Raw genomic sequence first — 24,452 nt, 5'->3', positions numbered from 1 at the left:
GCCGAAACCCATCATCTATAGAGAGTCAGACCACAAGGTGACAGCCATAACGTGCTCGGCACCCGGCGCCACGGTCACGATGTCATCCAGCACATTGGCCGTTTCAATGCACAGCATGGTGGGCCAGGCGTCATCGGCGAACTGGCTGAGGCGCTGGGCCTTGTCTATCCACGGGTTCCACACCACCGCCGAGCGCGAGCCGCTGCTGGCCAGGTGAATGCGGCGCTGCCACAGCGGGTCGAGAATGCTCAGCTGCGCGGGAATATCCAGGTAGATGCGGTCGGTCTCGCCGGCAAAGGTGACGTCGCCCTGTTGCCGGCGCTGCTGCCAGTCTTCCAGGGTTTCGATATAGCGGGTCTGGTCGAGGCCTTCGATGCGCGCCTGGTGAATATCGGCGACGGCAAAGTAGGTGTGCAGCGCCTGGCTCAGGGTCAGCGGCTGGCTGCCGGTGTTGCGGGTGGTGAGGCTGAGGGTCAGGCGTTCGTCGAGGCGCACGTCGAAGCTGAGTTCGATGCCTTTGGGCAGCGTGGCCAGGGTGTGCGTGGGGAAGCTGAAACGCAGGCTGACGCTGGTTTCGTCGCTGTCGATGCCTTGCAGCTGCCAGTCCAGGCCGCGTACCAGGCCATGGGCGGGTGCCGCGCCGCCGGCGTGCTGCTGTTGAATGGGTTCAGGGTTGCGCGCGAGGTCGCCAAACCATGGCCAGCACACGGGCACGCCGCCGCGCACTGATTGGCCTTTTTTATAGGCGGCTTCTTCGCTTAGCCAGATAACCGGCTGCTGCCCATGGGGTTGATAGCGCAGCACCTGCGCGCCCTGTTGCGCCACCAGTAATTCCGCCTGTGCGGTGCGAACGCGCCAGCACACCAGTTCATCCAACTCGATACGTTCGACCTGAGGGGCGGCGGTGGGCATAGGGCGGGGCTCCGGTTCTGAAGTTTTTAACCCCCTCTCCCGCTGGCGGGAGAGGGTTGGGGAGAGGGTGGCAGGCGACTCGGTCTTGCGATGGCGTTACGCCCGGCCCTCTCCCCCAGCCCCTCTCCCACACGTGGGCGAGGGGAGCATGACTGAGTTGGGACTTAACGCCGTGGCACAGGCCGCGTACGGCCGCTGCCGTCGATGGCAACAAACACGAATACTGCTTCGGTCACCTTGCGCCATTCGCTGGAGAGCGGGTCATCGCTCCACACTTCCACCAGCATCTGGATCGAGCTGCGGCCGATTTCCAGGGTTTGGCTATAGAAGGAGAGCTGCGCGCCGACGGCGACCGGTACCAGAAAGGCCATGCGGTCGATGGCGACGGTGGATACCCGCCCGCCGGCAACCTTACTGGCCATCGCGGTGCCGGCGAGGTCCATCTGCGAGACCAGCCAGCCGCCGTAAATATCGCCAAACCCGTTGGTTTCGCGGGGGAGCGCGGTAATTTGCAGCGCCAGATCGCCCTGCGGGGTTGGGTCTTCTTGTTCGAGTTCGATCATGCGTTGGTGCCTCTTGCCCGTCACTCTTATTGGATGTGGCCAGTCTCGGGCTTGACTGCTCACTCGGCTAACAGGCCGCAAGTTGGGTTCGCAGAAGACCCGGCCGCTCTAGCCGGGGCCAGACGCAGACAGGGCGCAGTATATATAGGCTTCGCGCCTAGCACGACTACGCAGTCTTCGAATTGACCGAAAACTACGCAACCTACGGTTTCTGTGTGCAATTTGCTATCGTGCGCGCCTGCCGCGCGGGGCTTGCGCCCGCTGTGGCTGCGCTTTCAGCCGATGAGAAGCCTATTTATGTCCACCGCCGCCGTGCCGACCACTCCCTCTACTCGTCCGCTCACCCGCAGCGATTACAAAACTCTGTCGCTGTCTGCCCTGGGCGGTGCGCTGGAGTTTTACGACTTCATTATTTTCGTGTTCTTCGCGGCCGTGGTCGGCAAGCTGTTCTTCCCGGCGGAAATGCCCGAGTGGCTGCGCCAGATGCAAACCTTCGGCATCTTCGCCGCCGGCTACCTGGCGCGCCCATTGGGCGGCATCGTGATGGCCCACTTTGGCGACCTGCTGGGACGCAAGAAGATGTTCACCCTGAGCATTTTCATGATGGCCGTACCGACCTTGCTGATGGGCTTGCTGCCCACCTACGCGCAAATCGGCATGTGGGCGCCGATTGCCCTGCTGCTGTTGCGGGTGATTCAGGGCGCCGCCATTGGCGGTGAAGTGCCGGGCGCCTGGGTGTTTGTCGCCGAGCATGTGCCGCAGCGGCATATCGGCTACGCCTGCGGCACCCTGACCTCGGGCCTGACTGCCGGCATTCTGCTGGGTTCGTTGGTGGCCACCCTGTTCAACAGCCTGTTCACCCCCGAAGAATTGCTGGCTTACGGCTGGCGCGGGCCGTTCCTGCTCGGCGGTGTGTTTGGTTTGCTCTCGGTGTACCTGCGCCGCTGGCTGCACGAAACCCCGGTGTTCGCCGAGCTGCAGCAGCGCAAGGCGCTGGCCGAAGAAGTACCGCTCAAAGCCGTGGTGCGTGATCACCGTGGCGCGATTCTGTTGTCGATGCTGCTCACCTGGGTGCTGTCGGCCGGCATTATCGTGGCCATCCTCATGACCCCGACCCTGCTGCAAACCGTTTACGGCTTCACTGCGGCCACGGCGTTGCAGGCCAATAGCCTGGCCATCGTGTTCCTGAGTGTGGGCTGTGTGGGCGCGGGTGCCCTGGCGGACCGCTTTGGCGCGAGCCGGGTGTTTATCATTGGCAGCCTGTTGCTGCTGGCCAGTTCCTGGACCTTCTACACCCGCATCGGCGCGCACCCGGAATGGCTGTTCCCGCTGTATGCGTTGACCGGGTTGTTTGTAGGCATGATCGGCGCGGTGCCGTTCGTGATGGTGAATGCCTTCCCGCCGGTGGTGCGTTTCTCCGGGTTGTCGTTTTCCTACAACCTGGCCTACGCGATCTTTGGCGGGCTGACACCGATGATGGTCACCCTGCTGTTGAAGACCGACCCGCTCGGGCCGGCCTACTACGTCGCCGCACTGTGCGGCGTGGGCTTTTGCGTGGGGCTCTACCTGCTTACTTCGAAGCGCTGACTCGCCACACTTTATTGCCGACATCGTCGGTCACCAGCAGGGCGCCCTGGCTGTCGTTGGCGACATCCACCGGGCGGCCCTGGGCTTCGCCTTCAGCGTTCAGGAAGCCGGTCAGCACATCCACCGGTTCGCCTTTGGGCATACCGGCGCTGAACGGCACGAAGATCACCTTGTAGCCGGCACGCGGGTCGCGGTTCCACGAACCGTGCTGGGCCACGAACAAGCCTTCCTTGCGGTCCGGCAGCGCGCTTTTCTCCCCAAACACGATACCCAGTGACGCCGTGTGCGCCCCCAGGGCGTAATCCGGCACCAGCGCTTTAGCCACCAGGTCCGGGTTCTGCGGTTTTACCCGATCATCCACATGCTGACCGTAATAGCTGTAGGGCCAGCCATAGAAGCCGCCGTCTTTTACCGAGGTGATGTAGTCGGGCACCAGGTCATTGCCCAGCTCGTCGCGCTCGTTCACCGCCGTCCAGAGTTTGCCGGTGCTCGGTTCCCACGCCAGCCCGTTGGGGTTGCGCAGGCCGGTGGCGAACAGGCGTTTGTCGCCATTGGTTGGATTCACTTCCCAGATGGCGGCGCGGCCTTCTTCTATATCCAGGCCGTTTTCGCCGACGTTGCTGTTGGAGCCGACCGTGACGTACAGCTTTTTGCCGTCGGCACTGGCGATCACGTTTTTGGTCCAGTGGTGGTTCAGCCCGGCGGGCAGGGCGGTGACCTGGGTCGGCGGCTCGCTGATCTGCGTTTGGCCGGTCACGTAAGGCACGCGCACCAGGGCATTGGCGTTGGCGATATAGAGGTCGTTACCGACCAGCACCATCCCGAACGGCGAGTGCAGGTTTTCCAGGAAAGCAGTTTTTACTTCCGCCACACCGTCGTGGTCAGCATCGCGCAGCAGGGTGATGCGGTTAGCGCTCGGTACGCCGGCGCCGGCCTTTTCCATGATCTTGCCGGCGACGAAGTTCTTGATGCTAAAGCCTGGGTCTTGCTCCGGCGGCGGCGTGTTGCTCTCGGCCACCAGCACATCGCCGTTGGGCAACACGTACAGCCAGCGCGGGTGATCAAGGCCTTCGGCAAACGCCTTGACCTGAGTGCCTGCCGCCGCCACAGGCATGCTGCCCTTGGCCCAGCCGACCGCCTTGGCCACATTTACGGTGGGCACCAGGCTGGATTCGGGAGCCGGCAAGGGTGGATTGGGGCCGTAGCCGACGGCAGCCGATTGCGGAGCGGTTTCAGCGCAGCTGCTGCACGCGATGGCGAGCAGGGTGAAGGGCAGTAAACGAGCGAGTTGCATCGGGCAGTCTCCAGGTCGTTTCAAATGGCTCAATTTAAGGACAACGTGTTCATCTGCTTGTTATGAAAAGGTAGCAAGGGGATATCTAGTTGGGACTGGGTGGAGCGTCGCGAGCGAAGGCCAGGCAAGGCAAAAGCAGGTGAGCGAGCGGAGTTGGCATACAGCCAATGAGCATCGCGAGTCTGCTTTTAACGCCGCCTGGCCGAGCGCAGCAGCTCCATGATGGCCTTTAATCTAATTGTCACATTCAAGTCATAGAGTCGTCACACGGCCTACAGATACTTGGCCCCGTTCCAACACCCCCCTTTCCTGCTAGGAGCAAGGCATGAAACTGAAGCGTTTGATGGCGGCCCTGACTTTTGTCGCCGCTGGCGTCGCCACCGCAAGCGCGGTTGCCGCTGTTGACCCGTCGATTCCGTCTTACACCAAGACCACCGGCGTTTCCGGCAACCTGTCCAGCGTTGGTTCCGACACCCTCGCCAACCTCATGACTCTGTGGGCTGAGGAATACAAGCGTCTGTACCCGAACGTCAACATCCAGATTCAGGCCGCCGGTTCTTCCACCGCGCCACCCGCTCTGACCGAAGGCACCGCTAACCTGGGCCCGATGAGCCGCAAGATGAAGGACGTCGAGCTGCAAGCGTTCGAATCCAAGTATGGCTACAAGCCGACCGCCGTTCCGGTAGCCGTCGACGCCCTGGCCGTATTCGTACACAAAGACAACCCGATCAAAGGCCTGACCATGGCCCAGGTTGACGCCATCTTCTCCGCTACCCGCCTGTGCGGTGGCTCGAAAGACATCAAGACCTGGGGCGACCTGGGCCTGACCGGCGACCTGGCCAACAAGCCAATCCAATTGTTCGGCCGTAACTCGGTTTCCGGCACCTACGGCTACTTCAAAGAAGAAGCCCTGTGCAAAGGCGACTACAAAGCCAACGTGAACGAACAACCAGGTTCGGCCTCGGTTGTTCAGTCGATCAGCTCCTCGGTCAACGGTATCGGCTACTCGGGTATCGGCTACAAAACCGCCAGCGTTCGCACCGTGGCCCTGGCCAAGAAAGAAGGCGGCGAGTTCGTTGAAGACAACGAAGCCAATGCCCTGAACGGCACCTACCCGCTGTCGCGTTTCCTGTTCGTGTACGTGAACAAGGCGCCGAACAAGCCTCTGGCTCCGCTGGAAGCTGAATTCGTGAAGATGGTTCTGTCCCAGCAAGGTCAGCAGGTTGTAGTCAAAGACGGCTACATCCCGCTTCCGGCAAAAGTTGCTGAAAAAGCTCTTAAAGACCTCGGTCTCTAAGTTCGGATTCCCAGGCTAGAGCCAGACAAGGCGAGGCCGGGCCGACCAGCGCAGCGTACTTCAGTACGTGAGCATGGGCGGCCCGGCCTCAACGCCGTCTGGCCGACGACTGGGAAAACCGACAAGCACTCGCAAGCCTGCTGCTCCATTACACTTTGGTGTCATTGGTCAGTGGGTTTTTTGCGTCACAGCTTTGTCATGTTTCTGTCATACAGAGCCGCTAGGGTGTGCGCATGAACGATCTGGCAAATTCCCCCATGACTGCGAATTCCTCCTCCGGACGCATTGATTTCAATACGCCCGAGCTGCAACGCAAGCGCCGTATCCGCGCGCTTAAAGACCATCTGGCCCGCTGGTACGTAATGATCGGCGGCCTTTCCGTGCTCGGCGCCATCACGCTGATCTTCTTCTATCTGGGTTATGTGGTGTTCCCGTTGTTCCAGGGCGCCGAGCTGACCGAGAAGAAGGTGCAAAGCCCTGCATGGCTGCAACAGGACGCCGGCAAACCGCTGCTGCTCGCCATCGAAGAGCAGAACCAGGTCGCCATGCGCGTTTCCGATAAAGGTGAAGTGATTTTCTTCGCCACCAAGAACGGCGACGAAATCAAACGCGTGCCCCTGACTCTGCCGGCCGGCGCCAGCGTGGCGTCCATCGGCCAGGCGCAAGCCGGTAACAACCTGGTGGTGCTCGGCCTCTCCAACGGCCAGGCCCTGGTGTTCAAGCACAACTACATCGTCACCTACCCGGACAACCACAAAACCATCACCCCGCAGCTCGAATACCCCTACGGCGAAGCGCCGCTGGTGATCGATCCGCAGGGCCGTGCGCTCGAGCACGTAAGCCTCAGCGCCACCGACGAAACCATGTTGCTGGGCGCGTCTTCAGGCAGCGAACTGCTGATGCTGTCGCTGACCAGCGAAGAAAACATGATGACCGGCGAAACCACCCTGACCCAGGACCGCATCGCCCTGCCGCAGATCGCCGAGCCCATCAAGGCCCTGTATATCGACCCGCGTCAGCAGTGGTTGTACGTGCTTAACGGCCGCGCCCAGGCCGACGTGTTCAACCTGCGTGAGCGCAGCCTGAATGGCCGCTACAAACTGCTGGAAGACGCCGACACCGAAGTGACCGCCAGTACCCAGTTGCTGGGCGGCATCTCGTTGATGATCGGTAACTCCAAAGGCGGCATCAGTCAGTGGTTCATGGCCCGCGACCCGGATGGTTCCTCGCGCTTCAAACATATTCGCGACTTTCAGCAAGGCGATTCGCCGATCGTGCAGATCAACCCGGAGGAGCGCCGCAAAGGCTTCGTCGCCCTGGACGCTGCCGGTGAGCTGGGCGTGTACCACAGCACCGCCGAACGCACCTTGCTGGTAGAAAAGATTGTCGACGGCAAAGGCGTTCTGGCCATGTCGCCACGCGCTAATCGTCTGGTGGTTGAGGCCGGTACCGAGCTGCACCCGCTGACCCTGAAAAACCCGCACCCGGAAGTGTCCTTCAGCGCGCTGTGGGGCAAGGTCTGGTACGAAAGCTACGACGAGCCGAAATACATCTGGCAGTCCACCGCCGCCAACACCGAGTTCGAACCCAAGCTGAGCCTGGCGCCGCTGACCTTCGGTACATTGAAGGCCGCGTTCTACGCCATGTTGCTGGCCGCGCCTCTGGCCGTCGCCGCCGCCATCTACACCGCCTACTTCATGGCGCCGCGCATGCGCCGCAAAGTGAAGCCGATCATCGAACTGATGGAAGCGCTGCCGACGGTAATTCTCGGCTTCTTCGCCGGCCTGTTCCTCGCGCCGTATGTGGAAGGCCACTTGCCGGGCATCTTCAGCCTGCTGGTGCTGACGCCGCTGGGCATTCTGCTCGCCGGCTGGGGCTGGAGCCGCCTGCCGGAATCCATCCGCTTGCGCGTACCGGAAGGCTGGGAATCGCTGACCCTGATCCCGGTGATTCTGATCGTCGGCACCTTGGCCCTGGGCATGAGCCCGTACATGGAAAACTGGTTCTTCGGCGGCGACATGCGCCTGTGGATCTCCCATGACCTGGGCATCACCTACGACCAGCGCAATGCCCTGATCGTCGGCCTGGCCATGGGTTTTGCGGTTATCCCGAACATCTTCTCCATCGCCGAAGACGCCGTGTTCAGCGTGCCGCGCAGCCTGACCCTGGGTTCCCTGGCACTCGGTGCCACCACCTGGCAGACCATGACCCGTGTGGTGATCCTTACCGCAAGCCCGGGCATCTTCTCCGCGCTGATGATCGGCATGGGCCGAGCGGTCGGGGAAACCATGATCGTGCTGATGGCCACCGGTAACACCCCGGTTATGGAAATGAACCTGTTCGAAGGCCTGCGCACCCTGGCAGCCAACGTCGCGGTGGAAATGCCTGAATCGGAAGTCGGCGGCAGCCACTACCGCGTGCTGTTTCTCTCGGCACTGGTACTGCTGTTGTTCACCTTCATCATGAACACCTTGGCCGAACTGATTCGTCAGCGTCTGCGCAAGAAATACGCAGCGCTCTAAAGGATGAATGCCGTGAAGAAGAATTCTCTCAACGCCTGGTTCAAAAGCGGTTCGCCAGGTATCTGGATGAGCGGCGGCGCGGTGTCCATCGCCGTGATCATGACCATCGGCCTGCTGCTGGTGATCGCCTTCCGTGGCCTGGGCCACTTCTGGCCAGCCGACCTGCTGCAAGCCACCTACTCCATTCCGGGGCAACCTAGCCACCTGGTGGTCGGTGAAGTGGTGCAGGCCGAAGAAGTGCCGCTGGCACGCTTGAAAGGTGCCGGCTTGCCGGTGCCGGACAACGGCCCGGAATTCATGACCCGTGAGCTGCTCAAGGTCGGTAACCGCGATATCTACGGCGCCGACTTCACCTGGCTGGTCGGTGACTGGCTGGTGGATCAGAAGAAACCCGTCGAGCTGATGACCCTGGTGCGTCGCGAGTGGGGCAACTTCTACGGCACCCTGGTCAGCGTCAAAGAAAGCGGCAAGGTGATCGCCGAAGGCGAGGCCGGCTGGCCGACCCTGCAAGAGCGCATCGTGCGTGTCGAAGGCCTGGCCGCGCAGTTGTCCAAGCTCGAGAAGAAAGACATCGGCGCGATCAACCATGATCTCGAACGCCTGCGTCTGAAAACCCGCAAGCTGGAACTGGAAAAAACGCTGACCGCCGAAGCGCAAGCCGATATCGACGCCGAGCGCGCCGAGCTCGACGCCAAGTACAAAGGCCTGGAAGGCCAACTGCTGGAGCTGCACCAGGCCGTGGACCGCGACAGCATCGTGGTGCGCGAAGCTGACGGCAAAGAAATCGAAATCAGCCTGGGCAAGATCGTTCACGCCTACCAGCCTAACGGCATGAGCGTGTTCACCAAGCTGCGCATGTACTTCGCCAACCTGTGGGAATTCCTCTCCGACGACCCACGTGAAGCCAACACCGAAGGCGGTATCTTCCCGGCCATTTTCGGCACCGTGATGATGACCCTGATCATGGCCATGATCGTTACCCCGTTCGGTGTGCTGGCTGCGGTGTACCTGCGCGAATACGCCAAGCAGGGCCCGCTGACCCGCATCATCCGCATCGCGGTGAACAACCTGGCTGGTGTGCCGGCGATTGTGTACGGCGTGTTCGGTCTGGGCTTCTTCGTTTACGTGCTGGGCGGATCCATCGACCGCCTGTTCTTCGCCGAAGCGCTGCCGGCGCCAACCTTCGGTACGCCGGGCCTGATGTGGGCCTCGCTGACCCTGGCGATTCTGGCCGTACCGGTGGTGATCGTGGCCACCGAAGAAGGCCTGGCGCGTATTCCGCGTGCCGTGCGCGAAGGCTCGCTGGCGCTCGGTGCTACCAAGGCTGAAACCTTGTGGAAAGTGGTGTTGCCGATGGCCAGCCCGGCCATGATGACCGGCATGATCCTCGCCGTGGCCCGCGCCGCCGGTGAAGTGGCGCCGCTGATGCTGGTGGGCGTGGTGAAACTGGCACCGTCGCTGCCGGTAGACGGCAACTACCCGTACCTGCACCTGGACCAGAAGATCATGCACCTGGGCTTCCACATCTACGACGTCGGCTTCCAGAGCCCCAACGTAGAAGCGGCCCGCCCGTTGGTGTACGCCACGGCATTGCTGCTGGTGATGGTGATCGCCGGCTTGAACCTCTCGGCGGTGGCGATTCGTAACCACCTGCGTGAGAAGTACAAAGCGCTGGATCACTAAGAAAAACACCGTCGTCCTCGCGCACGCCGGGACCCAGAATGGTTTGGACAACGCATGCTCCTGACCGAATCTGGATCCCACCCTGCGCTGGGATGACGGAGTAAAGAATTCGAATGACTTATCGCTGGCCAGTGCACCGGTCAGCCAAACGTAAATTACGCATCGAGGTTTCTCCATGCAGCACGAATCCCAGCCACACGGCATCAACATCTCTGCCCTTGGCCGTGAAAAACAGAACCTGAGCCTGGCCAATGAGCCGGTCACCCTTGAAGTACCTGGCTTGAGCCTTTTTTACGGCGAGAAGCAGGCGCTCTACGACGTCAAGATGAACATCCCCAAGCAGCGCGTGACCGCCTTTATCGGCCCGTCCGGCTGCGGCAAGTCGACTTTGCTGCGTTGCTTCAACCGCATGAACGACCTGGTGGACGGCTGCCGCGTTGAAGGCGAAATCAACCTCGACGGCACCAACATCTACCGCAAAGGCGAAGACGTGGCCGAGCTGCGTCGTCGTGTTGGCATGGTGTTCCAAAAGCCCAACCCGTTCCCGAAAAGCATCTACGAGAACGTGGCCTACGGCCTGCGCATCCAAGGCATCAACCAGAAGCGCGTACTCGACGAAGCCGTTGAAGCCTCGCTGCGTGGCGCCGCGTTGTGGGACGAAGTAAAAGACCGTCTGCACGAGTCGGCCCTGGGTATGTCCGGTGGTCAGCAACAGCGTCTGGTCATTGCCCGTACCATCGCCGTGCAGCCCGAAGTGCTGCTGCTCGACGAACCGTGCTCGGCACTGGACCCGATCTCCACCCTGAAAGTGGAAGAGCTGATTTACGAGCTGAAATCCAAGTTCACCATCGTCATCGTGACCCACAACATGCAACAGGCCGCGCGGGTGTCTGACTACACGGCGTTTATGTACATGGGCAAGCTGATCGAGTTTGGTGACACCGATACGTTGTTCACCAACCCTGCGAAGAAACAAACCGAAGACTACATCACCGGTCGTTACGGTTAGTTTTCGATCAGTCCCCTCTCCCGCGTGCGGGAGAGGGTTAGGGTGAGGGGCCTTTGCGTTGCAGCCGACCCTCACCCCCGGCCCCTCTCCCGCAAGCGGGAGAGGGGAGAAAAACCCCGGTTCAGGACGTGCACATGATCAACAAAGACAGCCTCACCCACCACATCTCCGCCCAGTTCAACGCCGAGCTGGAAGAGGTGCGCAGCCACCTGCTGGCCATGGGCGGCCTGGTGGAAAAACAAGTCAACGACGCCGTTACCGCGCTGATCGATGCCGACTCCGGTCTGGCCCAGCAGGTGCGTGAGATCGATGACCAGATCAACCAGATGGAGCGCAACATCGACGAAGAATGCATCCGCATTCTGGCCCGTCGTCAGCCTGCCGCTTCCGACCTGCGTTTGATCATCAGCATCTCCAAGTCGGTGATCGACCTGGAACGCATCGGCGACGAAGCCACCAAGATCGCCAAACGCGCCATCGAGCTGTGCGAAAACGGCGAAGCGCCACGCGGCTATGTGGAAGTGCGTCATATCGGCGACCAGGTGCGCAAGATGGTTCAGGAATCCCTGGACGCCTTCGCCCGCTTCGACGCCGACCTGGCCCTGTCGGTGGCCAAATACGACAAGACCATCGACCGCGAATACAAAACCGCGCTGCGCGAGCTGGTCACCTACATGATGGAAGACCCACGTTCCATTACCCGCGTGCTGAGCATCATCTGGGTGCTGCGCTCGCTGGAGCGTATCGGCGACCACGCACGCAATATTGCCGAGCTGGTGATTTACCTGGTGCGCGGCACGGACGTAAAACACCTCGGGTTAGCGCGTATGGAAGAAGAAGTAAAAGGCACAGCCGACAAAGGTTAAACCTTTGTTTTGCGCCATCAACAACGCCCGGCATTGCCCGGGCGTTGTCGTTTTTGTGCGTTAGCGTCGGCTTCCTGCACGCGGTTTGGCTATTCGTCCTGAGGCGAGGCTATGCTTATGCCATTACTGAAGGGGTGGTCGATGAGCAAAATCAGCGTGCTGGTGGTGGATGACGCGCCGTTTATCCGTGATCTGGTCAAGAAGGGCCTGCGTAACGCATTCCCCGGCATCCAGATCGAAGACGCGGTGAACGGCCGTAAAGCCCAGCAAATCCTGGGTCGGCAGGCGTTCGATCTGATTCTCTGCGACTGGGAAATGCCCGAGCTTTCCGGCCTGGAACTGCTGACCTGGTGCCGCGAACAGCCAACGATGCAAACCCTGCCGTTCATCATGGTCACCAGCCGCGGCGACAAAGAGAACGTGGTGCAGGCCATTCAGGCCGGCGTCTCCGACTTTATCGGCAAGCCCTTCACCAACGAGCAGTTGATCACCAAGGTCAAAAAAGCCCTGCACAAAGCCGGCAAACTCGAAGCCTTGATGGGCAGCGCGCCGAAAACCGCTGCCTCGCCCTTTGGCAACGACTCACTGTCAGCCCTTACCGGCGGTAAGGCCGAAGTGGTCAAACCCAATGCCGCCGCCCCAGCCCTGCTGCTACCGGTTCTGCCGCCGCACTGCTCGGCGGCGCCGCCAAGCCCGCCGCTGCGGCTGCGGCGCCTTCCGGCCGCGGCCAAGGCCAACTGCGTCTGGCCAGCGGCAACCTGGCCTGCGTTATCAAAGCCCTGAGTCTGAAAGAAGCCGCGCTGCTGGTAAAACGTCTGGATAACCTGCCGCAAGTGCTGGAAAGCGCCGTGCTCGACCTGGAGCAAGGCGACGGCGGCGAAGTGGCGCGTCTGAACGGTTACCTGCACTCGGTTGCCGCCTTCGAGCCAAAACCTGACAGCGAATGGCTGCAACTGATCTTCCGCTTCGTCGACCGCGACCCGCAGAAGCTCGACTACCTCTCGCGTCTGATCGCTCGCGGCACCACGCAGAAGCATTTTGTGCCAGGGGCGTGAGGCGGTTCAGCCGACCGATGGCGCGCGGTGGTTCACAGCCAGGCCGCCCGCATCTCGCGGGCCAAGCGCAGCGCTGCTAGTCTTGCCCGTCCAAATACCCGTTAGAACGATGCCGTTATGCTAGGGCGCATTATCCTTCTCTGTGGTCTGACACTTGCCGCCGCCAATCCAGCCGCGGCATTGACCATCTACAAATACACCGACGCCAATGGTGTGGTGACCTACACCGACAAAGCCGCGCCCGGCGCGCAGGTGTTTGTGTTCCGCGACCGCATGGTCGAGCGCCTGGACACTCAGGTGAAGCTGGAAACCCAGAAGCACGATGCCGGCGAAACCCTGGTGGTGCGCAACGACCTGTATGCGCCGGTGGAAGTGGAGCTGAGCATCAACAACGCGGTGAACGTGTCCGGCATGCCCGACAAGCCCATCCACTGGGTGCTCCCGCCGCGCAGCAAGATCCGCCTGGCCACCCTGGCCCCGCGTGATGCCAGCCAGGCGATGCGCTACAAGCCGAAACTACGCACCGCCCTGGGCGACCCGCGCCTGCAACCCATCGGTTACGACTACCCGTTGCCGTGGGTCGGCGGGCCGTTCCGGCAGAGCCAGGGCGCCAACGGCAAATACAGCCACTTCACCCCCAAAGGCCGTTACGCCATCGATATCGCCATGCCCGAAGGCACGCCGATTGTGTCGGCGCGCGCCGGTACGGTGGTAAAAGTGGAAAACAGCCAGAGCGGGCGTGGCAACAACCCCTCCGGCAACTTTGTGCGGGTGCTGCACGACGACGGCACCATGGGCGTTTACCTGCACTTGATGCGCGGCTCGGTGCTGGTCAACGAGGGCCAGCGCATCGCCCTCGGCACGCCATTGGCGCGCTCGGGCAATACCGGCAACAGCAGCGGCCCGCACCTGCATTTCGTCATTCAGCGCAATATGGGCTTGGCGCTGGAGTCGATTCCGTTTGATTTTGTGCAGCCAGTCGACACCTTGCCCAACTTTGCCGTGGGCGGCGACTGAAGTCCCCTGCTAGCCTGTTGGCAGAACGTCAATCTTCGTCAAGGACCGACGCACAGGCATAGGGTGAGCAATGCGGCTGCGCTTACACGTCATAACGGTGTTGTTGTGCTGGTTGGCAGCCTTTTCCTGCCACGCCGCCCTGGTGCAATTGCAAGATGATATGGAGCCCCTGCGCCTGGGCCCGCAGCTTGAATATTTGCTCCCCCAGCAACCCCTGCAATTTGTCGACGCCCAGCGCTCGCGTGGCTGGCAGGTGGTCAATGCCGACGCGCTAAACCTCGGCCACCAGGAACAAGCAGTTTGGGTGCGCGTGCACCTGCTCAATATCGCCAACGTCAACGACTGGCTGCTCTCGGTGGACTGGCCCATCCTCGACCGCGCCGACGTGCGCCTGTATTACCCCGAAAGCCGCAGCTGGGGCGCCATGCAGTCGGCTGGTGATCATCTGCCCTTCAGCACCTGGCCGCGCGCCGAGCGTCAGCTGGTGTTCCCGCTAAGCCTGGAAAAAGCCGAAGAGGCCTGGGTGTATATGCGGGTCAGCAGCAAGGAAAACCTCGTGCTGCCCATGGAGATTTTCAGCAATGAGCAATTTCAGGCCCAAGAGAAAAGCCTGCGCATGGTATTGGGCATGTTCTTCGGCGCCATGCTCGCCATCCTGCTCTACAACGCCAGCCTGTACCTGTTCACCAAACACCGCAGCTATATCTGGTACACCCTGTTTTTGCTCGGGGTGATTGTTTACGAGCTGAGCATTACCGGCATTGGCCCGCTCTACGTCTGGCCCGACCTGGGCACGCCGGCGCGGCAGATTTACGCGCTGTCGGCGATCTGGAGCTTTTTCGCGGCGGCTATGTTCATTCGCGCCTTTCTGCGGTTGCCCCGCTATGGCGGCTGGCCGCTGTGGACCACCAATCTGCTGGCGATTTACTGGGTAGTGGCGCTGGTGCTGGTGTTGGTGGAGCCCGACTGGGTGTACTGGATTGGTGTGAACCAGGTAGCGCTAACCTCGTGCATTCTCGCCCTAGTGGTGGCGGTGTCGGCCTGGCGTCGGGGCAATGCCTCGGCGCCGATGTTTATCCTGGCCTGGAGCTTTCTGATCGTTTGCACCTTTGTGCATGTGGCCGCGCTGGAAGGTCTGTTGCCGATCAACCAGATGACCTTGCGCGCGCAGACCCTGGGCTTTTTCGTCGAATTTATTCTGCTGTCCGTGGCCCTGGCCGACCGCCTGAACCGCGAACGTGCCCAGCGCGTGGAGGCCCAGCACAGCCTGCTGGAAGCCCGCGAAAATGCGCTGGGCACCCAGCAGCAAATGCTTGAAGTGCAACGCCGTACGAACGAAGAGCTGGAACACCGGGTGCAAGAGCGCACTTCGGCCTTGCAACGTACCAAGCAGGATCTGGAACAGGCCAACACCGAGCTCACCCGTATCAGCCACACCGACGCCCTGACCCAACTGGCTAACCGGCGTTACTGCGATCAGCAACTGGCGCACCTGAACGACCCGGCGTTGGCAGTGCTGATGATTGATATCGACCACTTCAAACGCATCAACGACACCTTTGGACATCCCTTTGGTGACACCTGCATCAGTGCGGTGGCGCAGGTGCTCAAGCAGGCTACCCGGCGCAGTGCCGACCTGGCGGCGCGCTATGGCGGTGAGGAGTTTGTGGTGCTGCTCCGGGATAGCAATCCCAAGGATGCATTTGAGTTGGCCGAGCAGGTTCGACAAGCCGTGGCGGGGATTACGCTGGATGCCGAAGGTGTGTCGGTGCAGCTGACGGTCAGTATTGGGGTGGCGTGTAATTCGGCGGAGCATGCGTTGGATGTACAGGCGTTGTTGAGTGCGGCGGATCGCGCGTTGTATGTGGCCAAGCAGGGCGGGAGGAATCAGGTGCAGGGGGTTCAGGGGGTGCCTGCTTGAACGCTCGCCGCGAGGAAAAATAAACGCGGCGACGTTTACCCGGTCTTGGTTTTCACCTCATTGAGCGCCTGCATCAACGGCTGTGGCCGACCCAGCAAGTACCCTTGAACCTTATGCACCCCTAACGCCCGGAGCGCGTCCAGCTCCCGCTGCGTTTCCACGCCTTCCGCCACCACGCTACTCCCCGTCTCCCGCGCAAACGCAATCAACGACGAGGCCAGCGCCCGGCGTTTGAAGTCGTTATCAATGCCCTGGGTAATGCTCATGTCCAGCTTGATGATGTCTGGGCTCAGTTCAAGAATGTGCCGCATGCTCGCGTAGCCGGCCCCGGTATCGTCAATGGATAGCCGCACCCCGCGCTGGCGAAGCGGCGCCAGCGCCTGTTCCAGCCGCACATAGTCGGCCACGGCGGCATGCTCGGTAATCTCCAGCACTAGCCGGCGCGGCGGCAGGTTTTGCAGCAGCGCTGTCAGCCGGCCGCTGTACACCAGCTGCGGCGAACAGTTGAGCGCCAGGTAGGTATGCCCCGGCAATTCGCTGAGTGCGGTGACCGCCAGTTGAATCGCGCGCAATTCCAGATCTACGCCCAGACCGGCTTCGGCGGCCTCAAGAAACCATTGGTCCGGGCTGCGCTGCGGCTGGGTATTGAAGCGCGCCAGGCATTCCCAGCCGCATAGCTCCAGCGTCTGCGCCGCCAGAATCGGTTGGTACACGATGGTGGGCTGGTCGCTGGCCAGCACTTCGGAAATGCGCCGGTGCTTTTGCACGCGGTCGCGCACGCGCTTGAGCTCGCTGTCGAGCTGGTCGGCGATCAGGTCGGCGAACACCCGCATCACTTGCACGTCGCGCTCGCTCAACGAGTCGTCGGCGGCGTACCCAAAGCAGCACAGGGTGCCGTAGAGCCGCCCGTCGCTGAGCCAGATGGGCACGCTCAGATGGGCCCCGATGGGCAATTCGGTGGTTTCCGGCAGCTCCATGGCCAGCGGGCACAGTGAGGTATCGGCGATAAGCTCAGGCAGCAGGCCGTCTACCACGCGCTGGCAGTAACCGGCTTCGGGCGGCAGGGTGTCACCGGGGCTGATGGGCGCTTTGCCCTCGGCGTCGACATGGGTGAACACCCGATCGTCTACGCGAAACTGTGCGAGAAAGGCGACATCCATACCCAAGTGCGTGCGCAAAGCCTTCAGCACACGGTCGATGTAGCTGGAGTCGGATATCCCCTGTGGTCTAAGGGCGATGAGGTCAGCGAGTTGCACGGCTGTCATTCCATGAGCCTCCCATTACGCATATCACCTAAAACTAAAGCCCGAAATCTTTCTGCTAGCCACTCGCGGCGGCAGGTTTTTTTCGATGTTTGCGACCGGTTGCAGGTGACGATCAACCGCGCAGGCCTTGGTTGCCTGTGGATCCCGGTACGCGCAGAAAGTTAAAGGTTTTTGTCGTCAGCCCAGCGGCGCGAACAGCCCCTGCAGCCACTGGCAGAACACCTGCACGCTGGGCTGGCTGCGTTGCCCGTCGGCCACCACCAGGTGAAAGGTTTCGTTCAACTGCACGCGGTGGGTGAAGGGTTGCACCAGCAGGCCGGCGGCGAGGTAGTCGGCGCAGGTCAGCGGGTCGCCAATGGCAATGCCCTGGCCGTCGACGGCCATGCTCAGGCACGTGAGCGAGTCGTGGGCGGTGGTGGCGCGCTGGCTTTCATAGGGCAGGGCATTGGCGCTGGCCAGCCAGCGGCGCCAGGTGCTGCGGTCGCCTTCGTGAATCAGGGTGTGGTTGAGCAGGTCAGCCGGGTTATTCAATGCCACCTCACCGGCAAGCAGGCCCGGGCTGCACACCGGAAACTCTTCCATGCGCAGCAATGGCAAGGCCGTAAAGCCGGGCCACGGCGGGCTGCCGAAGATGATCTGCACGTCGGCGCCACTACCCAGCGTGCTGCCGGTGAGGGTGAACATCGAGGCGCCAAGCTTGAGCTCCAGTTCGATATCCGGGTACTGCGCCCGGAACTGCGGCAGGCGTTTGATCAGCCAGGTATAGGCAAAGGCACCGTCAACAAACAGGCTCAGCGTGCTGGCGCTGGGCAGCAGTTCGGCGGTGGCGCGTTGAATCTGCTGCATGGGTTTTTGGATCTGCGCCAGGTACTTCTGCCCGCTGTCGGTGAGCGCCAAACCCCGGTTGGTGCGATGGAACAACTGAATGTTGAGCTGTGCTTCCAACTGCTTGAGCTGACGGCTGACGGCCGACTGGGTCAAGCACAGTTCTTCGGCAGTGCGGCTGACGTTGAGGTAGGTGGCCGCCAGCACAAAGGTGCGCAATGCATCGAGGGAAGGGAAGCGTGTCATGGCGGGGCTCGGCGGGATTTCTGGTATGCGTGCTAGTCATATCAGGCATGCGGTTTTATTGATATCCCCCGCCGTGGGCTTTTTGTCACGCTGGGCTCCATGAAATGCCCCGTGACGGGCACAGGTTTGGAGAGTGAGATGTTCAAGGAAACCCGCGGCGCCCTGTATCACGGTCTGGCCCTGGCCTATGCGCTGGCCGGCTATGGACTGGGCATTGCCGGGCTGTTCAGCCCGCACCTGGCAATCAACCTGCTGGCCACGCTGTGGCTGGCCCACGCGATGATCATTGCCGGGTATCTGCTGCACGAGTGCGCGCATAACACCGTGTTCAAAACCAACGAGCAAAACGCCCGCCTGGGCAAGCTGCTCACCTGGGTAACCGGCAGCTGCTACGGCACCTATGAAGACATCCGCTTCAAGCACTTCCGCCACCACGTGGATAACGCCGACATCATCTGGTTCGAGTACGACAAATGGTTTGCCCGCCACCCGCTGGCGCTGAAAACCATCCAGGTGCTGGAGTGGTTTTATATCCCCGCCCACGACGTGCTGATGCACGGGGTGATGGTGTTCGGCGCCTTTATCATTCCCCAGCGCAAAGTCCAGCGGGCCCGCAACCTGGCGTTTATCGTGCTGCGCGGCAGTTTGTTTGCGGCGTTGCTGTGGTTCTTCCCGTTTGCCGCGTTGCTCTACGCTGTGGCTTATCTGCTGATGATGACGGTGCTGCGCTTTATGGATGCGCCGCAGCACGACTACGGCGGCACGCCCACCTTGTTTGAAAAAGTACCGGGGCCGTACAAGGGCGACCGCACCTATGAGCAGGCCCATACCTTCAGCAACTTATTGTCGGCGCGCCACACGTGGGTGAATGTGCTGGTGCTGAACTTCGGTTTTCACAACGCCCACCACGCCAAGCCGACCACGCCCTGGTACCGGCTGCCGGCCGTGCACCGCGAGCTGTATGGTGACCAACAGCAGATGCTGATTCCGTTCTGGGCGCAGGTAAAAAGCTTTCACCGCTTCCGCGTCTCGCGGGTGGTGATGATGGAAGGCCCGTCGGCAGATTCGGCGGACTATCTGCCGCTGCTGCAAACCGGCCATATCAGTGGTGGCAACGCCGCTTCGTTCCTTACGTCTTTCTGATTGGATAGCGGCCGCATGCAAAAACTGGAAGTGTTTCAATCGCTGTGGGGCATGGAACTCAAGCACCCGACCCTGCCCGAGCGCAGCCATGAAGAGAACTTCGCCATGGCCGCCGAGGCGGGTTTTGCCGGCATCTGCCTGGACCCCAATACCGACGAATTACCCTACTACCGCGAGACTGTGCCGCTGTTCGAGAAGTACGGCCTCAAGAGCATGGTCAACCTGTTCCCGCGGCGCATGGAGGAGATGCAGCCGCTGCTGGAATTTGCCCGTGAGGCGCACGCGGTCAAGGTCAACACCATCGCCCAGGTGATGCCGGTGAGCGTGGCCGGCGCCATTCCGCTGATCAACCGTTGGCTGGAGCAGGCGCGTGCGATGGGTTTTGACTTGCTGCTGGAAACCCACCGCAACGGCATTCTCAACGACCTGTATTACACCCTCGAAGTGCTCGATGCGATTCCCGATTTGCAGCTGACGGCCGACCTCTCGCACTTTGTGGTCGACCGCGAATTTCCGCTGCCCATCAGCGCCCGCGACCAGGCTTTTATCCAGCGCATTCATGAGCGCACCGATTGCCTGCAAGGGCGTATCGCCACCGCCGAGCAGGTGCAGATTCAGATCGGCTTTGCCCAGCATCAACCCTGGGTGCAGCAATTCAAAACCTGGTGGAAAGAGGGCATGGCCAATTGGCGTGCCCGCAATGCCGCCGACGCCACCTGCGTGTTTCTCTGCGAGCTGGGCCCGCCCCCCTATGCTATTACCGGCGCCGACGGCCTGGAGCTCTCGGACCGCTGGCAAGAAGCGCTCACCATCAAGCGCTGGGCCGAAGAACTCTGGCAGGAACTGGAGACCGAACAAACACTGTAGAACCACCCATCGAGCCGGCGTTAGACCGGCCTTTGCGTTGCTGATTTGTACTGCCCGTTGCGCTTCACACAACAATCAAACATCGAACCGGGGTAGTTAGCATGAGACTGATCGCACTAGGGTTGTTGGTGAGCAGCATGGCCTTGCCGCTGCATGCTGAAGAGAAGGTGGTGAATATCTACAACTGGGGCGATTACGTCGGCCCGCAGGCGCTGAAAGATTTCGAAGCCGAGACCGGCATCAAGGTGCACTACGACACCTTCGACAGCCTGGAGATTCTCGAAAGCAAACTGCTCACCGGGCACACCGGCTACGACGTGGTGTTCCCCACCAACACCATCGTCGGCCGCTTGTTGCCGGCCAAGGCGCTGCAACCGGTAGACCCGCAAAAGCTCAAAGGGCTGGAAAACATCGACCCGGAAATCCTCAGCAAATTTGCCCAGGTTGACCCCGGCAATCGCTACGCTGTGCCGTACACCTGGGGCACCACGGGCCTGGCGATGAACCTGCAGGCCGTGCAAAAACGCATTCCCGATGCGCCCATCGACAGCCTCGATTTGCTGTTCAAACCCGAGTACGCGAGCAAGCTCAAAGACTGCGGCATCGCAGTGCTGGATGCACCGCAAGAAGTGATCAGCATCGCCCTCAACTACCTCGGCAAATCGCCGTACAGCAAAGACCCGGCCGACCTTAAAGCCGCGCAGCAGCTGCTGGCCAAATTGCGCCCCAACGTTCGGTATGTGGGCTACGGCACCATGAGCACCGACCTCGCCAACGGCAATATCTGCATCGCCCTGACCTACAACGGCGATGCCAGTACGGCGCAGGCCCAAGTGGTCGAGACGAAGCAGAACTTCGAAGTGATTTACCGCATTCCGCGCGAAGGCACGCTGCTGTGGGCCGACTCCATGGCCATGCCCGCCAACGCCCCGCACCCGGAAGCCGCCAAGGCGTTTATCGAATTTATGATGCGCCCGGCGTCGATGGCCGAGCTGACCAATGCGCTGTACTACGCCAATGCCAACAAGGCTTCTACGCCGCTGGTGGATAAAGTGGTGAGCGAAGACCCGAACATCTACCCACCGCAGCCAGTGCGGGCGAAGTTGTTCAGCGAAGAGATGCTGCCAGCCAAAGTGCTGCGTGAACGCACCCGGGCGTGGGCGGATTTCCGTTCGCAGAAATAACGGCGCATTCCTGTAGGAGCCAACTTGCTGGCGAACCCTGCATACACCGGTCGCGAATACCTTTTGCAGGGTTCGCGACCAAGGTCGCTCCTACAGTTGGAGGGACGATCAACCCTCGCGGTACAGCCTGTTTAGCAGCGCCAACAGCTGTTCGCGCTCCTCAGCGCTTAGCGCCGCCGTCGCATCCAGATCACTCTGCACCACCACGTCTTTCAGGCTTTTCAGCAGCTGCTCGCCGGCTTTGCTGAGGAACAGGCCGTAGGAGCGTTTGTCCGGGTTGCTGCGCACGCGCATGGCCAGGCCGCGTTCTTCCAGCTTGTTCACCATGAGCACCGCTTGCGGTGGCTCGATGGCCAGGGCTTTGGCCAGGTCCGCCTGCATCAGCCCCGGCGACTGCTCAATGATGCTTAGCGCGGTGAATTGCGCAGGGCGAATGGCGTGTTCTTCGAGGCGCGTGGCCAGGTGCTGGGAGATTTTCAGCTGCACCCGCCGCATCACATACCCCACCAGATTACCCAGGCCGCTATCGAGCGTGGCCGGGTCGGCGAGCGGTGCCTGGGTTTTGGCTTTGCGGGGCATGGAAAGGTCCTGGGGCGGGGAAACTGGTTAGGCATGTTAATAATTTTTTCATTGGGTTGCACGGCTGATCGTGGCGTTTGGTTATGTTCATTAACAGATAAGGCCAGTGTTTCTGTGGTTTTGCCGCGTATATACGCTTCTGTGAGTTCATATGTTCTGCTTTAAAATGAAAATATAGTTAATTGACATAACTAAAAAACCCGCTTAATTTCGCCTCATCTAACCCAGACATGAGGCAGTGACATGAGTACGTATGAAGGCCGTTGGCAAACCGTGAAAGTGGACGTGGACGCGGGCATTGCCTGGGTAACGCTGAACCGCCCGGAAAAACGCAACGCCATGAGCCCCACCCTCAACCGCGAAATGGCCGATGTGCTGGAAACCCTGGAGCAGGACGCCGCGGCCCGCGTGCTGGTGCTGACCGGCGCCGGCGAGTCGTGGACTGCCGGCATGGACCTCAAGGAATACTTCCGCGAAGTGGACGCCGGCCCGGAAATCCTCCAGGAAAAAATCCGCCGCGAAGCCTCGTACTGGCAGTGGAAGCTGCTGCGCATGTACAGCAAGCCGACCATCGCCATGGTCAACGGCTGGTGCTTTGGCGGCGGCTTCAGCCCGCTGGTGGCCTGCGACTTGGCCATCTGTGCCGATGAGGCCACGTTTGGCCTGTCGGAAATCAACTGGGGCATTCCGCCGGGCAACCTGGTGAGCAAAGCCATGGCCGACACCTGCGGCCACCGCGAATCGCTGTACTACATCATGACCGGCAAGACCTTCGGCGGGCAGAAAGCCGCCGCCATGGGCCTGGTCAACCAGAGCGTGCCGTTGGCACAGCTGCGCGAAACCGTGCTGGAGCTGGCCAATAACCTGCTGGAGAAAAACCCGGTGGTGCTGCGCGCGGCCAAAATCGGCTTCAAGCGTTGCCGCGAACTTACCTGGGAGCAGAACGAGGATTACCTGTACGCCAAGCTCGACCAGTCGCGCCTGCTGGACACCGAAGGCGGCCGCGAAGAGGGCATGAAACAGTTCCTCGACGACAAGAGCATCAAGCCGGGTCTGCAAACCTATAAGCGCTGATTCACGCCAGGAGAGAGTCCATGTTCGACGTGCCCTTGTTGATTGCCGGTAACGCCCAAGCCGCCGCCGATGGCCGCACCTTCGACCGGCTAAGCCCGTTCACCGGTGAGGTGGTCTCGCGCGTAGCGGCGGCCACCCTGGAAGACGCCGATGCGGCGGTCGCTGCCGCGCAGGCAGCGTTCCCGGCCTGGGCGGCGTTGGCCCCCGGCGAGCGGCGCATGCGCCTGCTCAAGGCCGCCGAACTGATGGAAACGCGCGCCGCCGAGTTTATGGCTGCGGCCAGTGAAACCGGCGCTGCCGCCAACTGGTACGGCTTCAATGTGCAGCTGGCCGCCGGCATGCTCCGCGAGGCGGCGGCAATGACCACGCAGATTTTGGGTGAGGTTATTCCCTCCAACGTGCCCGGCAGTTTCGCCATGGGCCTGCGCCAACCGTGCGGTGTGGTGCTGGGTATTGCGCCGTGGAATGCGCCGGTGATTCTCGGCGTACGTGCCCTGGCCATGCCGTTGGCCTGCGGCAATACCGTGGTGCTAAAAGCGTCGGAAGCCAGCCCGTTTACCCACCGATTGATCGGTCAGGTGTTACACGATGCCGGGCTGGGTGACGGCGTAGTGAACGTGATCTGCAATGCGCCCGAAGACGCACCCGCCATCGTTGCCCGGCTGATTGCCAACCCTTCGGTGCGCCGGGTGAATTTCACCGGTTCCACCCATGTCGGGCGCATCGTCGCCGAGCTGTGTGCGCGGCAGTTGAAACCGGCATTGCTGGAGCTGGGTGGCAAGGCGCCGTTGCTGGTGCTGGACGATGCCGATCTGGACGCCGCCGTGGCGGCTGCCGCCTTCGGCGCGTACTTCAACCAGGGCCAGATTTGCATGTCCACCGAGCGCCTGATTGTGGATGCGAAGGTGGCCGATGCGTTTGTGCGCAAGCTGGCGGCCAAGGTCGCCGAACTGCGTGCCGGGCCGGCGGACGACGAGAACGCCGTGCTCGGCTCGTTGATCGACGCCGGCGCCGGTGAGCGCATTCAAACCCTGGTGGACGATGCCCTCGGCAAAGGCGCGCGCCTGGCCGCCGGCGGCGGTTTGCACGGCAGCATCATGCAGCCCGTTTTGCTTGATGGGGTTACCGACACCATGCGCCTGTACCGCGAGGAATCCTTCGGGCCGGTGGCAGTGGTGCTGCGCGGCGAGGGCGATGAGGAACTGCTGCGCCTGGCCAATGACTCGGAGTTCGGCCTGTCGGCGGCGATCTTCAGCCGCGATGTGTCCCGCGCCTTGGCGCTGGCGCAACGGGTGGAATCGGGCATCTGCCACATCAACGGGCCGACCGTGCACGACGAAGCGCAAATGCCCTTTGGCGGCGTGAAGTCCAGCGGCTACGGCAGCTTTGGTAGCCGCGCTTCCATCGAGCATTTCACCCAGCTGCGCTGGGTCACGGTGCAGAACGGGCCACGCCACTACCCCATTTGAAAACTGCTACGCGAAGCACCCGACCTGACAAAAACAATTGAGCGCCCGCACCGCCTAGGCGAGTGCGTGCGCCA

At 61.6% G+C, this 24,452-nt stretch carries 19 protein-coding genes and 1 pseudogene; 14 read left to right on the top strand and 6 right to left on the bottom strand.

What is annotated here, in order from left to right; translation table 11 throughout:
- Nucleotides 1-15 precede the first annotated feature (15 nt).
- Both AC0V2S_RS06895 and AC0V2S_RS06890 read right to left on the bottom strand, forming a co-directional pair.
- Nucleotides 16-912 carry a D-hexose-6-phosphate mutarotase gene (locus AC0V2S_RS06895; protein ID WP_475509099.1) on the bottom strand — a complete coding sequence of 299 codons (897 nt, stop codon included), beginning with the start codon at nucleotides 910-912 and terminating at the stop codon, nucleotides 16-18.
- Between the two features lie 164 nt (nucleotides 913-1,076).
- On the bottom strand, nucleotides 1,077-1,475 hold the full coding sequence (locus AC0V2S_RS06890) for an acyl-CoA thioesterase (protein ID WP_108095192.1): 399 nt from the start codon (nucleotides 1,473-1,475) through the stop codon (nucleotides 1,077-1,079).
- A gap of 297 nt (nucleotides 1,476-1,772) precedes the next feature.
- On the opposite strand from AC0V2S_RS06890, the gene AC0V2S_RS06885 reads away from it, so the two are divergent.
- Nucleotides 1,773-3,062, top strand: coding sequence for an MFS transporter (locus AC0V2S_RS06885; protein ID WP_475509098.1), 1,290 nt, complete (start codon nucleotides 1,773-1,775; stop codon nucleotides 3,060-3,062).
- Here the strand turns inward: AC0V2S_RS06885 and AC0V2S_RS06880 are convergent.
- Nucleotides 3,046-4,356, bottom strand: coding sequence for a PQQ-dependent sugar dehydrogenase (locus tag AC0V2S_RS06880; protein ID WP_475509097.1), 1,311 nt, complete (start codon nucleotides 4,354-4,356; stop codon nucleotides 3,046-3,048). The two genes, AC0V2S_RS06885 and AC0V2S_RS06880, sit on opposite strands and share 17 nt — an antisense overlap.
- A 325-nt stretch (nucleotides 4,357-4,681) precedes the next feature.
- Between AC0V2S_RS06880 and AC0V2S_RS06875 the strand changes: the two genes are divergently transcribed.
- The 8 genes and pseudogenes from AC0V2S_RS06875 (at nucleotide 4,682) to AC0V2S_RS06840 (ending at nucleotide 15,726) form a co-directional block, all read left to right on the top strand.
- Entirely contained in the window at nucleotides 4,682-5,653 is a 972-nt protein-coding gene (locus AC0V2S_RS06875; protein ID WP_475509096.1) for a phosphate ABC transporter substrate-binding protein PstS family protein, read from the top strand.
- A gap of 233 nt (nucleotides 5,654-5,886) precedes the next feature.
- Nucleotides 5,887-8,175: an ABC transporter permease subunit gene (locus AC0V2S_RS06870; RefSeq protein ID WP_475509095.1), complete on the top strand. Its 2,289-nt coding sequence runs from the start codon at nucleotides 5,887-5,889 to the stop codon at nucleotides 8,173-8,175.
- Between the two features lie 3 nt (nucleotides 8,176-8,178).
- The gene (gene pstA / locus AC0V2S_RS06865; RefSeq protein ID WP_475509094.1) at nucleotides 8,179-9,858 is read left to right on the top strand and encodes a phosphate ABC transporter permease PstA; all 1,680 of its coding nucleotides are present in this window, start codon (nucleotides 8,179-8,181) and stop codon (nucleotides 9,856-9,858) included.
- A gap of 175 nt (nucleotides 9,859-10,033) precedes the next feature.
- A complete protein-coding gene (gene pstB, locus AC0V2S_RS06860) occupies nucleotides 10,034-10,867 on the top strand; it encodes a phosphate ABC transporter ATP-binding protein PstB (protein ID WP_475509093.1) in 834 nt (277 codons plus the stop codon).
- Between the two features lie 134 nt (nucleotides 10,868-11,001).
- A complete protein-coding gene (phoU, locus tag AC0V2S_RS06855) occupies nucleotides 11,002-11,733 on the top strand; it encodes a phosphate signaling complex protein PhoU (RefSeq protein ID WP_475509092.1) in 732 nt (243 codons plus the stop codon).
- Nucleotides 11,734-11,874: 141 nt separating this feature from the next.
- Nucleotides 11,875-12,788, top strand: a pseudogene (locus AC0V2S_RS06850) (response regulator).
- A 117-nt stretch (nucleotides 12,789-12,905) separates the two neighbouring features.
- A complete protein-coding gene (locus AC0V2S_RS06845) occupies nucleotides 12,906-13,805 on the top strand; it encodes a peptidoglycan DD-metalloendopeptidase family protein (RefSeq protein ID WP_475509091.1) in 900 nt (299 codons plus the stop codon).
- Nucleotides 13,806-13,875: 70 nt separating this feature from the next.
- Nucleotides 13,876-15,726 carry a sensor domain-containing diguanylate cyclase gene (locus AC0V2S_RS06840; protein WP_475509090.1) on the top strand — a complete coding sequence of 617 codons (1,851 nt, stop codon included), beginning with the start codon at nucleotides 13,876-13,878 and terminating at the stop codon, nucleotides 15,724-15,726.
- Between the two features lie 35 nt (nucleotides 15,727-15,761).
- Here AC0V2S_RS06840 and AC0V2S_RS06835 read toward each other — a convergent pair whose 3' ends face one another.
- Nucleotides 15,762-16,991: a sensor domain-containing phosphodiesterase gene (locus AC0V2S_RS06835; RefSeq protein WP_475509089.1), complete on the bottom strand. Its 1,230-nt coding sequence runs from the start codon at nucleotides 16,989-16,991 to the stop codon at nucleotides 15,762-15,764.
- 177 nt (nucleotides 16,992-17,168) lie between these two features.
- Nucleotides 17,169-18,062 (bottom strand): LysR substrate-binding domain-containing protein, encoded by an 894-nt coding sequence (locus AC0V2S_RS06830; RefSeq protein ID WP_475509088.1) that lies wholly within the window; start codon nucleotides 18,060-18,062, stop codon nucleotides 17,169-17,171.
- 138 nt (nucleotides 18,063-18,200) lie between these two features.
- Here AC0V2S_RS06830 and AC0V2S_RS06825 point away from each other — a divergent pair, with 138 nt between their 5' ends.
- The 3 genes from AC0V2S_RS06825 to AC0V2S_RS06815 all read left to right on the top strand — a co-directional run bounded on the left by AC0V2S_RS06825 (nucleotide 18,201) and on the right by AC0V2S_RS06815 (nucleotide 21,256).
- Nucleotides 18,201-19,205 (top strand): fatty acid desaturase family protein, encoded by a 1,005-nt coding sequence (locus AC0V2S_RS06825; RefSeq protein WP_475509087.1) that lies wholly within the window; start codon nucleotides 18,201-18,203, stop codon nucleotides 19,203-19,205.
- A 15-nt stretch (nucleotides 19,206-19,220) separates the two neighbouring features.
- Nucleotides 19,221-20,072, top strand: coding sequence for a sugar phosphate isomerase/epimerase family protein (locus tag AC0V2S_RS06820; protein WP_475509086.1), 852 nt, complete (start codon nucleotides 19,221-19,223; stop codon nucleotides 20,070-20,072).
- 101 nt (nucleotides 20,073-20,173) lie between these two features.
- The gene (locus tag AC0V2S_RS06815) at nucleotides 20,174-21,256 is read left to right on the top strand and encodes a polyamine ABC transporter substrate-binding protein (protein ID WP_475509085.1); all 1,083 of its coding nucleotides are present in this window, start codon (nucleotides 20,174-20,176) and stop codon (nucleotides 21,254-21,256) included.
- A 108-nt stretch (nucleotides 21,257-21,364) separates the two neighbouring features.
- Here the strand turns inward: AC0V2S_RS06815 and AC0V2S_RS06810 are convergent, their stop codons facing one another.
- Nucleotides 21,365-21,835: a MarR family winged helix-turn-helix transcriptional regulator gene (locus AC0V2S_RS06810; RefSeq protein WP_475509084.1), complete on the bottom strand. Its 471-nt coding sequence runs from the start codon at nucleotides 21,833-21,835 to the stop codon at nucleotides 21,365-21,367.
- 243 nt (nucleotides 21,836-22,078) lie between these two features.
- Between AC0V2S_RS06810 and AC0V2S_RS06805 the strand changes: the two genes are divergently transcribed.
- Together AC0V2S_RS06805 and AC0V2S_RS06800 are read left to right on the top strand one after the other, a co-directional pair.
- Nucleotides 22,079-22,909: a p-hydroxycinnamoyl CoA hydratase/lyase gene (locus AC0V2S_RS06805; RefSeq protein ID WP_475509083.1), complete on the top strand. Its 831-nt coding sequence runs from the start codon at nucleotides 22,079-22,081 to the stop codon at nucleotides 22,907-22,909.
- A gap of 20 nt (nucleotides 22,910-22,929) precedes the next feature.
- Entirely contained in the window at nucleotides 22,930-24,378 is a 1,449-nt protein-coding gene (locus AC0V2S_RS06800) for an aldehyde dehydrogenase (RefSeq protein WP_475509082.1), read from the top strand.
- Nucleotides 24,379-24,452 lie beyond the last annotated feature (74 nt).

This window comes from Pseudomonas sp. CC11G, from assembly GCF_056174845.1.
The sequence above is the reverse complement of the archived record's forward strand: the minus strand, read 5'-3'. Positions and strand labels throughout refer to the sequence as shown.